At 42.2% G+C, this 11510-nt stretch carries 9 protein-coding genes; all 9 read left to right on the forward strand.

Features of this window, described 5'->3' with window-relative positions; all coding sequences use genetic code 11:
* The first annotated feature begins 461 nt into the window (after nt 1–461).
* The 9 genes from pseB to ACTVJH_RS15095 are packed head-to-tail and all read left to right on the forward strand — an operon-like array spanning nt 462 to nt 10982.
* Nucleotides 462–1463, forward strand: coding sequence for a UDP-N-acetylglucosamine 4,6-dehydratase (inverting) (pseB, locus tag ACTVJH_RS15055; RefSeq protein WP_455992487.1), 1002 nt, complete (start codon nt 462–464; stop codon nt 1461–1463).
* A complete protein-coding gene (gene pseC, locus ACTVJH_RS15060; protein WP_455992490.1) occupies nt 1460–2620 on the forward strand; it encodes a UDP-4-amino-4,6-dideoxy-N-acetyl-beta-L-altrosamine transaminase in 1161 nt (386 codons plus the stop codon). The genes pseB and pseC overlap by 4 nt, the downstream gene beginning before the upstream one ends.
* Entirely contained in the window at nt 2617–3318 is a 702-nt protein-coding gene (pseF, locus tag ACTVJH_RS15065) for a pseudaminic acid cytidylyltransferase (RefSeq protein WP_455992493.1), read from the forward strand. Before pseC ends, pseF begins: the two co-directional genes overlap by 4 nt.
* Entirely contained in the window at nt 3309–4880 is a 1572-nt protein-coding gene (pseG, locus tag ACTVJH_RS15070; protein ID WP_455992495.1) for a UDP-2,4-diacetamido-2,4,6-trideoxy-beta-L-altropyranose hydrolase, read from the forward strand. The genes pseF and pseG overlap by 10 nt, the downstream gene beginning before the upstream one ends.
* Nucleotide 4881: 1 nt before the next feature.
* On the forward strand, nt 4882–5925 hold the full coding sequence (pseI, locus tag ACTVJH_RS15075) for a pseudaminic acid synthase (RefSeq protein WP_455992498.1): 1044 nt from the start codon (nt 4882–4884) through the stop codon (nt 5923–5925).
* Nucleotides 5918–7192, forward strand: coding sequence for a lipopolysaccharide biosynthesis protein (locus ACTVJH_RS15080; RefSeq protein ID WP_455992501.1), 1275 nt, complete (start codon nt 5918–5920; stop codon nt 7190–7192). Before pseI ends, ACTVJH_RS15080 begins: the two co-directional genes overlap by 8 nt.
* 12 nt (nt 7193–7204) lie before the next feature.
* Nucleotides 7205–8620: a DUF354 domain-containing protein gene (locus tag ACTVJH_RS15085; RefSeq protein ID WP_455992504.1), complete on the forward strand. Its 1416-nt coding sequence runs from the start codon at nt 7205–7207 to the stop codon at nt 8618–8620.
* Between the two features lie 42 nt (nt 8621–8662).
* Nucleotides 8663–9655, forward strand: a complete 993-nt coding sequence (locus ACTVJH_RS15090; RefSeq protein WP_455992507.1) for an acyltransferase family protein — start codon at nt 8663–8665, stop codon at nt 9653–9655.
* Nucleotides 9656–9683: 28 nt separating this feature from the next.
* Nucleotides 9684–10982: a hypothetical protein gene (locus ACTVJH_RS15095; protein ID WP_455992510.1), complete on the forward strand. Its 1299-nt coding sequence runs from the start codon at nt 9684–9686 to the stop codon at nt 10980–10982.
* Nucleotides 10983–11510 lie beyond the last annotated feature (528 nt).

Genomic DNA, 11510 nt, shown 5'->3' on the forward strand with positions numbered 1-11510 from the left:
CTATGCGGTTGACCGGGGATCAGAGAATTCCTTGGAATGGAAGATTTTAGACGAGTCTGAATTGTAGTAAATCGTCATTCATTTCGGATAGTTGATGTATTTTGAGCCGAACCCGGTTGATTCTAAGGCCGAAAAACGGGCTTTTTTGAGTCATAAAACCAATAATATTAGCCACTTTATGGGGTCAGACCCCACGGGCAAATTAAATACTCAAGGTAGGAGCCGTATGAGGTAATTCCTCACGTACGGATCTGTGCGGGGGGTGCTGGGCAACCGGCATTCCTACCGCGACCCCAGACAATGACAATGGCCCAACGACACGACAAAGACATGGGGGGCCAACGAAACAGTGTCTGCCCCCTGTGTCAGGAAAGGTTTTAAATAAAAACTGCCTTTATTTCGCATGTTCCGCGTACCCGGGGGGCAGGCTCTGTTTAGCTGGCAAAATAAAAGGAAACTCAATGTTCACCAACAAATCCATTCTTATCACCGGCGGTACAGGTTCATTCGGCAAACAGTATACAAGAACCATTCTTGATCGCTATACCCCAAAAAAAATCGTCATCTATTCCCGCGACGAACTCAAGCAGTTCGAGATGCAGCAGGTCTTTAATGATCCGTGCATGCGCTATTTCATCGGCGATGTCCGAGACAGAGAGCGCATGTCCATGGCCATGCGCGGGATTGATTACGTCATCCATGCTGCGGCCCTGAAACAGGTGCCGGCGGCAGAGTACAATCCCACCGAGTGTATCCGAACCAACATCACCGGGGCAGAGAATGTCATTCATGCGGCCCTGGAAAATAACGTGCACAAGGTCATTGCCCTGTCCACGGACAAGGCTGCCAATCCGATCAATCTCTACGGTGCCACCAAGCTCTGTTCGGACAAGCTGTTCGTTTCCGCCAACAATATGGCCGGGGATCGCCAGACCAGATTTGCGGCTGTCAGGTACGGCAATGTTGTTGGCTCAAGAGGGTCGGTGGTCCCTTTCTTTCAGAATCTTATCGACAACGGGGCTGACCATCTGCCAATCACCGATGCGAAAATGACCCGATTCTGGATCAGTCTTCAGGATGGAGTTGATTTCGTGCTCAAGAATTTTGAGCGCATGCAGGGCGGGGAAATTTTCGTTCCCAAAATCCCCTCGATCAGGATAACGGACCTCGCTACATCCATGGCCCCGGATCTAACACAAAAAATCATCGGTATTCGACCGGGCGAAAAGCTTCACGAAATCATGTGCCCGGCTGACGATTCTCACTTAACCGTTGAGTTTGATGACCATTTCGTGATCACCCCGTCCATCAAATTTTATGGTTTGCATAATGGGTATGATAAGAATGCTATCGGCGAAAAGGGCAAGCCTGTTGTCCAAGGCTTCGAGTACAACTCCGGCACCAATCCGCATTTTTTGAGCGTTGATGAAATATCGGAATTCGACAGGAAGGCAATGCAATGATCCCCTATGGTCGACAAGACATTACTGAAGAAGACATTCAAGCCGTTGTGGATGTGCTCAACTCCACACACTTGACTCAGGGGCCAGCGGTACCCAGGTTCGAGCAGGCAGTTTTACAACATTGTAATGCAAAATACGCAGTGGCCACTAATAGCGCCACGTCCGCGTTACACATCGCGTGTCTCGCATTAGGGCTTGGATCGGGTGATTGGCTATGGACCACTCCGAATACCTTTGTAGCATCCGCTAACTGTGGGCTCTACTGCGGTGCTCGTGTTGATTTTGTGGACATTGATCCGCGTACTTACAATTTGTGCCCCAAAACACTGGAAGAGAAACTTCGGATAGCTGAGAAAACCGGCAGGCTACCCAAGGTAGTGGTGCCAGTTCATTTTAGTGGACAACCATGCGATATGCGCATCATCCATGAACTGTCAAAGAAATATGGGTTTAAAATTATAGAAGATGCCTCTCACGCTATCGGCGGCAAATACCTTAACGAACCTATCGGCAACTGTCGCTACAGCGACATTACCGTCTTCAGCTTTCACCCGGTAAAAATCGTCACGTCGGCTGAAGGTGGGATGGCCGTGAGCAACAACGAAAAGCTGGCAGAGAGAATGGTGTTATTGCGTAGTCACGGCATTACCCGAACGCCCAGTCTGATGACCAAACCTATGGAAGGCTCATGGTATTACCAACAAGTTGATCTGGGCTTTAACTACCGGATGACTGACCTCCAAGGCGCGCTTGGCGCCAGCCAAATGAACCGGCTGGTGCACTATGTCGCCCGCCGCCACGAGCTGGCGCGGAGATATGACAACCTACTGAAAGATCTGCCTGTTGTGACGCCATGGCAGCACCAGGACGGTTACTCTGCATTTCACCTGTATGTAATCAGACTGCAATTGGAAAAAATTACACGAACTCACGTTGAGGTGTTTGAAGCCCTCAGAGATCGTGAGATCATGGTTAATCTCCATTACATCCCGGTACACACACAGCCGTATTATCAGAAAATGGGTTTTCAAACCGGAGATTTTCCCGAAGCAGAAAGGTATTACTCGAGCGCGATCAGTATTCCGCTTTTCCCGGCACTTACATATTCCGAGCAGGATTTTGTAGTCGAAACATTGAAGGACGCTTTGGCTCTATGAAAGTGGCTATCATCCCCGCCCGTGGCGGCAGCAAGCGCATCCCCCGCAAGAACATCCGCGAATTCTGCGGGCAGCCCATGATTGCATGGTCGATCGAGGCGGCGAAAGCCAGTGGGTGTTTTGATCAGGTCATTGTTTCCACAGATGACGAAAAAATCGCCAGCGTGGCCAGGAAGTGGGGCGCCGGCGTTCCGTTTATGCGCCCTGCGGAGTTGTCCGATGACTTCACAGGAACCCTGCCGGTGATACATCACGCCGTTGAGTGGATGAACCAGAACGTCGCATCAGTGAAATACGCTTGCTGTATCTATGCCACGGCACCTTTTGTTTCCAAGGAAGACCTTCTACAGGGACTTCAGCTCCTCAAGGATACGGGCAGCAGCTATGCCTTCTCGGTAACAAGCTACGCCTTTCCCATACAGCGCGCCATTCGGATTACCGGAAACGGACGAGTGGCCATGTTCAACCCTGAACATTTTCAAACCCGTTCACAAGACCTGGAGGAAGCCTGGCACGATGCCGGCCAGTTTTATTGGGGTACCGCCGAAGCATGGTGTGAAGAGCGCCCGATTTTCAGCGAAGATTCGGTACCTGTTACGTTACCGCGCCACCGAGTGCAGGACATTGACACCCCTGAAGATTGGAAACGAGCCGAGCTGATGTATCGGGTGCTACAGGCGGAGGGATTGTGCGAATAGTTTTTCGGGCCGACGCCTCGATTCAGATCGGCACGGGTCATGTAATGCGGTGCCTGACCTTAGCTGATGCCTTACGAGAGCGGGGATTCGAGACTTTGTTCATTTGCCGTGAACTTGACGGTTTTTCTGCCAAGATGGTTACCGATCGTGGACATGATCTTCGGTTACTGCCTGCCCCAGAAAAAACAAACCAGGTTCTGCCGAACAATCCGGTCCATGCGCCGTGGCTGGGTGTCCCATGGGAACAGGATGCCGAGCAGACAAGCGACATCCTGCAATCACTTGGTTCAGTCGATTGGCTTGTGGTAGATCACTATGCCCTGGATTTCAGATGGGAAGGACGGCTGCGGTCGAGAGTTCAAAAAATTATGGTTGTCGATGATCTTGCTGACAGGAGGCATGACTGCGATCTGCTCGTTGACCAGACCCTGGCAGCATCCGAGGAACGCTATCGAAGTCTTGTCCATGAAGAATGTGACCTGCTACTTGGTCCTCGCTATGCCATGCTTCGACCTGAATTTGCTCAAAATCGAGATGCGGCTCTTGAAAAACGAAAACAGACAACCTCGATTCGCAAGATACTTGTCGCCATGGGTGGGACCGATCCTTTCAATGTTACTGAACGTTCCCTTCAGGGCATTGAACTGCTTGGCAACAAGGAGCTCGAGGTGACAGTCGTACTTGGATCATCTGCACCACATCTGAAGGCGATCACAGAAAAAGCACAGAAAAGTAAGTTGCGGATTTCTGTACTGACCGATGCTCAAGACATGGCTGAGATCATGGTTGATCATGATCTGTGTATTGGTAGTGGGGGGATGACTTCCTGGGAGCGGTGTGTGTTGGGATTGCCATCTTTAACGATTACCTTAGCAGATAACCAGGAGCCTGTTCTTAGAGAGCTGCACAGACTCGGGCGGACCAAGCATCTCGGCAGGCTTGAGTCTATTCAACCTGCCGTGATCCGAGATGAAATAGCAAAAATCACAGGGGACATGTCATTGTTCCATGACATGACAAAGGCTGGTGGTGAAATTTGCGACGGCCAAGGTACAAAGCGGATTGTTTCTTCACTCTATGCTGCATCTCTTTCTCTTCGCCCCGCCAATTCGGATGATTGCTGGACCTACTGGGAATGGGCGAATGATCCGGAAACCAGAACTGCCTCTTTTTCATCAGCCTTTATCCCGCATGAGGATCATCAGCACTGGTTTCATAATCGTTTGAATGATCCAGAGACGTTTCTTTTTATTGCAGAGTTGTCGGATAACTGTCCTGTTGGTCAGATTCGATTTGAAAAGGTATCTGATTATGCACTCGTCAGTATCAGTATTGATAAGAAATTTCGCGGAGCAAGGCTTGGGGTTGCTGTTTTGAGAAAAGGAATTCAACAGATTGTAGAAAAAACGAATATTCGAACTATAACCGCAGAAATAAAAAGCACGAATCGCGCATCCAAAAAAATTTTTCAACAAGCTGGATTTCACGATCATCAGCACAAAACGAAATCCTCTGGCGAGCATTTCTTTTTAATGAACTATACGATATCTCAAGAGTTCTGAAATGGTTATAGAAAATTTTGCAATAGGGCTGAAGCACCTGCCTTTCATCATTGCCGAAATGTCCGGCAACCACAACCAGTCACTGGACCGTGCTCTGGAGATTGTTAAGGCTGCTGCTGATTCAGGGGCTCATGCCCTGAAATTGCAGACATATACTCCGGATACCATGACCCTCGATATCTCCGAGGGTGATTTTTTCATCTCGGATGAAAAGAGCCTCTGGAAAGGGCGTTCCCTCTATGAACTTTATCAGGAAGCCCATACCCCTTGGGAATGGCACAAGCCGATTTTCGACAGGGCAAGAGAACTCGGGCTCATCGTGTTCAGCACGCCTTTCGACGATACCGCTGTGGACTTTCTCGAAGAACTCGATGTCCCCTGCTACAAGGTCGCTTCCTTTGAAAATACCGATCTTCCTTTGATCCGCAAGATCGCCTCCACCGGCAAGCCTATGATCATCTCCACTGGTATGGCCACTGTTGCCGAACTCGACGAAACAGTTCGCACGGCCAGAGAATCAGGCTGCAAGGACATCATCCTGCTCAAATGCACCAGCACCTACCCGGCCACTCCGGACAACACCAATATCCTGACCATCCCCCACATGCGCGACCTGTTCGGCTGCGAAGTCGGACTCTCCGACCACACTATGGGCCTCGGCGTGTCCGTAGCCAGCGTGGCCCTTGGCGCAACCGTCATCGAAAAGCACTTCACCCTGAACCGTGCCGACGGCGGTGTTGATTCCGCCTTTTCCCTGGAGCCGGCCGAGATGAAGGCCCTGGTGGAAGAAACAGAGCGGGCTTGGCAGGCACTTGGTCAAATCCAGTACGGCCCGACGTCTAAAGAGAAGAAGTCGATGGTCTTCAGGAGATCGCTATACATCTGCAAGGATATGAAGGCTGGAGATGTGTTGAGTCAAGAAAATGTCCGTGCGATCCGGCCAGGGCATGGGCTGGCACCAAAGTTTTTTGATTTGGTGATTGGGAAGAAGGTGAATCAAGATGTAAAGCGAGGGACAGGGTTGAGGTGGGAGTTCATTGGGTAATTATCTAAAAAGTGCGAGTAAGCTGTTTTATGCAAGTAAGTTTCAAATTTTGAATGTTATATTGCGAGGGTTAACTCTCGCAAGTAAATTTCTTCTTGTTGTCTTACTCGCCAAGATGCTTAGCCCGGAACAAATCGGAGAATATGGCCTTCTCACTGCGACTATTAGTTATTCTCTTTATCTTGTAGGTTTTGATTTTTATACATATTCAACACGGGAAATAGTTAGCTCAAGTCATTCAAAATGGCCCCAAATGATACGTGATCAGCTCGTTTTTCATTTGATTATGTATGCTGCTATTTTTCCGATTCTTATACTCATTTTCACCTCAGAGATTTTAGATTGGAGATTAATCGGTTGGTTTTATTCATTGTTGGTATGCGAACATATATCGCAGGAATCAAATCGTCTGTTAATCGCACTTCTCCGTCCGGTTATGGCGTCAATTGTAATGTTTATACGGATGGGGGCATGGTGTTATGCTGTTATGTGGGTAATGGTATTTTCTACAGATTTTCAAAACCTCAACACCGTCTGGGCTGGATGGTTAGCAGGAAGTTTGCTGAGTGTACTATTATCCGGTTATGCATTAAAATCTTTGCCTTGGAAAAATATCAAAGGAATCCCTATCCAGTGGTCATGGATAAAAAAAGGGACAAAAACAGCTTCATATTTTTTAGCCGGGACTCTTGCTTTGCGAGGTATTTTCACTCTCGACCGTTATATATTAAAGTTTTATTGCGGAGTATCTGAAGTAGGAGTTTATACTTTTTTTATGGGGATCGCTAATGCAATGCAATCATTTATTGATGCTGGGGTCATAGTATTTATTTACCCCAAAATGGTAGGAGCCTATAGAAAAAATAATATCGTTGAGTTTAAAAAGGAACTTAAAAAATTATCTATCGGAATATTAGCTTCTATCGTGGTTATCTTTTCAGGTGCTGCTGTTTGTATATATCCATTATTGAATTATATTGGAAAGAATGAATATTTAAGCAATATGCCAGTTTTTTGGATGCTGATGGTTGCTATGTCTGTATGGTGTGTTGGAATGATACCACACTATATTTTGTATGCAAAAGGGTATGATAAAAAAATTTTAAATATTTCATGGTTATCTTTTTTGATATTTATTTTTTGCTCACTCGCTTTAGTCCCCCATTATTCTCTATTAGGAACCTCCATCTCTCTTCTGGTATCATTTTTATTAAGCGCAGTTTTAAAGTATATTTTTTCAGGTAGTTTGCATTATCAAAATAGGTAAGAGGGGATTTCAATGAACATTGGCATCATTTCAAATCATTATAAAACAGAAACTTGGTTCAAATATCTTCAGGATCTTAACCAATATGGTCATGAGGTATTTTGGATCTCTGTCGGTTATAATTGGTCTAAATGGTTACTGGATCATGGAGTTGAAAAATCCCAATTATTAGACATAACCTCTTTTGCTAATAAATGGATTTGTGGCCGCGCAATAACTGAAGATGAATTCAACGGATTAAATGCGCTTGAGCAAGAGAGTGGATTAAATACCAATAACATCATTCTCATGGATAGATTATTGCGCTTAAAACCTACTCAGTATGCCTACAGATATCTATCTGTTGTCCAAGAGCAAGTGACTACGTTTTTGCGTAAAAATAACGTCAAAGCCCTTTTTACAGAGCGTACATGGGCTCATGAAATTGTAACAGCCCAAGTTTGCAAAACATTAGGTGTTCGCGTTCTTGATCCTCATGTAGCTAGAATCCCTGACGGACGTTTTGTTTTTTTTGAGGGTTTTTTTGAGGATAAAATTTTTGAAGTTAGAAAACCGGAATCTTCTGATTATGAATGGGCAGAAAATTTCTTAAAAGAATTTAAAGAACGAAAGCCTAAACCAAGTTATTTTACTTTAAATAATAAGCACACAAAATTTCAATGGAAATTTTGTGTAAAACTTCTTAAAAATTTTATTTATGACACAAGCCACCCCTTTGATGAAAACAAACCGGACTACAAGTGGCTAACCAAGCAAAAAAGCAAAACGCTCATTAATTCTCAGATGATCAAAATTAGACAGCCGTTTGAACAAATTGACCTCCCCGCTAAACGTCCTTTTGTTCTTTTTACCCTTCATGTCCAACCAGAGGCATCTGTCGATGTCCTTGGGTCATTTTTTTCAAACCAGATTGAAACAGTAAAGGCTATCGCGCGCACGTTACCAATTACACATGACCTTTACGTAAAAGAACATAGCAATGCAATTGGGAATCGATCAATTCGGTATTATAATGAGTTAAAACATATCCCTGGCGTAAAGTTGATTGACCCATACATAAATTCTTTCGATCTTATTAAAATGTGTGATTTAGTTATTTCTATAAGTGGGACTGTTTCATATGAGGCTACTCTGCTGGGAGTACCAGCAATGACTATTGCACCGATGTTTTTCGGACCTCTGCTTGTAAAAAACGGATTTAATCCTTATACAGAATCAATAGCAGAGACCCTAAAAAAATGTAAGAATATGAAAAGTAATAAAATTCATGTTATCGAATTTCTAGCTTGGATTTATGCTCAATCTTTTAAGGGAAATACTAGTGATATTCGTAGCGATCCGCAATCGGTAACAAAAAATAATGTAGCTGATTTAAAAAACGCATTTTGTGTAATTTTGAAAAAACTTGAGTCTGAATTTGGCATGTAAACCTGAACATTTTGGTTAGATTTTAAATTTATTTTGGTAAACATGAAAAGAATCGTTTGGTTAGACTATACAAAAGCTTTTGGTATTTTTTTGGTCGTTTATGGCCATTCTTTAGCCACAAGCTCGTATGTAGATAAATGGATATATTCATTCCACATGCCTTTGTTTTTTTTAATATCAGGATACCTTACCAAAGAAAAATATTTACAAAGAAAATTTGTTCCGTTCATTGTTAAAAATCTTAAAGCATTGCTCCCTGCTTATTGTTTCTTTTTTATTGTCGGTTATATCATGTGGCTATTTATATTAAGAAATTTTGGAGTGGATGCCAATAAAATAGTCAATCCTGTATCTCCGATACTTGCATTTTTTTATGGGACTGGAAAACCAGATACAATAAAATTAACTCCTGTCGTTTTATGGTTTTTCCCTTGTTTATTTTCGTCTCAGATTCTGTTTTATATATGCTCACGGTGCGGAAGTAATCTATTACCTATCTTTTCTTTCTTATTGATGATCTTAGGATTTATAATACCGCGTGATTTAGCAATGCCTTTCCAACTTGAAACCGCGTTCGTTGCACAGGCTTATTTGGTCCTAGGGTTTAAACTTAAGAATAAAATAGGGAAATTTGAAAATCATTATAAAATCTGGTTTATTCTGTTCTTACTAATTGGAACAAGCTGTGCATTTTTGAATGAAAGAATAGAAATGCTAAGTTCAGTCTATGGAAACATTTTTCTTTTTTTAGGAAGTTCAATATTGATTAGTCTTGCGTTTATGATGGCATTTCAAAAGTTACCATCATCTCAAGTTATCAAATTAATAGCCAAAAATACTATTATCATATTTCCTCTGCATCCAATTATTTTTTCTTTTTTTGCGGGATGTTATGTTTTCATATTGAATTTACCATTAAATGTACGAAATAATACAATGATTGGATTGGTTGCTTCAATTTTAAACATTTTAGTTATACTAGCCATCGTTCCTTTGATAAAAAAAAATGTCCCATGGATTTATGGCCTAAAATAGTAAATAAATAGTCTGGAATGTCATATAAATGTTAAATATCAGTAGATTGTATTTAAAAGAGCATGCATCTGCGGCAGGGCTGGCTTGTGTTATATTTTTATGGCCTATTCAAATTTCGTTATTAAATGTTGGTATCCCTTTTTATTTTTTGGTTAGTCCTTTATGTTTATTTTTATCTAAATTTACCAAAAATAATATTTTTATGTTTATAGTAGGTATATTATTATTGTTTACGTTCACAATTATACAAAGTGCTCAGGGGGTGATTTTTACAACCCCATTACGGTCATTTATGGCTATTCCATTTTTTATTTTCATCTTCACATGCATTTCTCGTTGGCTAGATATTATCCTAAAAAGCAAACAGAAGTTTTTTTTTCGTTTCTGTAGCTTTTTTTTGCAGACACAACTTTTAGTGCAACTTTCACAATTAATTCTTTGGAAGCTCGGACTATTCAATACACATTATAAGTACTTATTCAATATCCCAAGATTTTATGGTTTTTTTCTTGAACCATCGTTGGTGGCTTTTGGTTTATCCCCTTTTGTTTATTTGTTTATTTTTCATAGAAAACTAGCTTTTTTGTGGTTAGGCAAGCGGGGGGTAATTAGCATTTTTTTGATTTTTATTATTTGTCCCTCTTCTACACTCGTATGCGTATTGGGAATTGCATCTTTTTTCCGGTTGCTGTCCTCTTCTAATTCGATCAGATCCTTCATTATCAAGACGGTATCCGCTTCAGTTATTGGTTTTATTTTATTTTGGGTTATTATCAATATCCCGGCTACTTCAGCTCGAGTTTTTGATCTAGTCGCAGCCTTGTCCGATCCCGCAAGAATCAATGGCTCTCTAAATTTCTCATCTCTTTTGTTTTTAAAGGGGTGGCAAATGGCTTGTGCAGGTCTAAAATATTATTCCCTTGGTGTTGGTTTTTTAAATTTTCAATTTTTAAACGATTATAGCTCCGTAAGCTTCATAAATGATTTTTTATATGAAGCAAACGCATTTGAAGGAACATCAGTAGGCTTTAAACTTATTGGGGAATTTGGATATCTGGGATTTGTAATATTATTAGCAAATTTTTATATTTTTTTTAAAAATATAAAAAAAAATGATCAATGCTCTATTCTAGAAAATTTTATACTCTTTGGATTAATTATTGGTTGTATCAGGGGGCCTTCATATTTCGATGGATTTACAATTATTGCACTGGTTGTCATATTTAATAAATTGGGGCCTTCGTTATTTCATTTTAGTAAGTCTTTTTTGCTTCTGTCAAAATTGGATAATCACCGCCGGCTGTTCGCGACCAAAGCAAACACATAAAACTGAAAGGCTTATATCCGAAGATTTAATCTGTACGTCGTGCTAGGTTTCTGAAACACAACAAGAGTCTGATTTTAACCCCTGTGAGGATCAGAAAATATCATTCATATGAAAATCTATATTAATGCTCGATTTTTAAGTCAGAGAATAACAGGGGTCCAAAGATTCGCAACTGAACTTTCAAAAAAGATGAACTCTCTTCGTAAAAGTTTTATATTTATTGCGCCTAGGAATATCGTCTACAATAAAATCAGTAAAGAACTTAAAGTACGACGCTGTGGATATTTAAAGGGGCACCTATGGGAACAATTTGAACTACCGTTTTATTCTCGCAATGGTCTTTTAATTAATCTTTGCAATACAGGGCCAATTACTCATCAAAGAAGCATAACCGTTATTCACCCCCTGTGTCAGGGAAGTTGTCGCCTCTTCTGAAATTCACCTAAGGGGGCCAGAAGGATGAGGTGATGGCATATTCACAAAGACATCGAGAACGGGTTCTCCAAAAGTTATTGACGAGCGGGAACA

The sequence above is a fragment of the Desulfoplanes sp. PS50 genome, assembly GCF_053851535.1.

What these genes read in the sequence shown, in the direction of transcription:
- ACTVJH_RS15085 (WP_455992504.1), top strand. Translation starts at nt 7,205, where the DNA reads ATGAACATTGGCATCATTTCAAATCATTATAAAACAGAAACTTGGTTC.
- ACTVJH_RS15095 (WP_455992510.1), top strand. Translation starts at nt 9,684, where the DNA reads ATGTTAAATATCAGTAGATTGTATTTAAAAGAGCATGCATCTGCGGCA.
- ACTVJH_RS15090 (WP_455992507.1), top strand. Translation starts at nt 8,663, where the DNA reads ATGAAAAGAATCGTTTGGTTAGACTATACAAAAGCTTTTGGTATTTTT.
- pseF (WP_455992493.1), top strand. Translation starts at nt 2,617, where the DNA reads ATGAAAGTGGCTATCATCCCCGCCCGTGGCGGCAGCAAGCGCATCCCC.
- pseI (WP_455992498.1), top strand. Translation starts at nt 4,882, where the DNA reads ATGGTTATAGAAAATTTTGCAATAGGGCTGAAGCACCTGCCTTTCATC.
- pseC (WP_455992490.1), top strand. Translation starts at nt 1,460, where the DNA reads ATGATCCCCTATGGTCGACAAGACATTACTGAAGAAGACATTCAAGCC.
- pseB (WP_455992487.1), top strand. Translation starts at nt 462, where the DNA reads ATGTTCACCAACAAATCCATTCTTATCACCGGCGGTACAGGTTCATTC.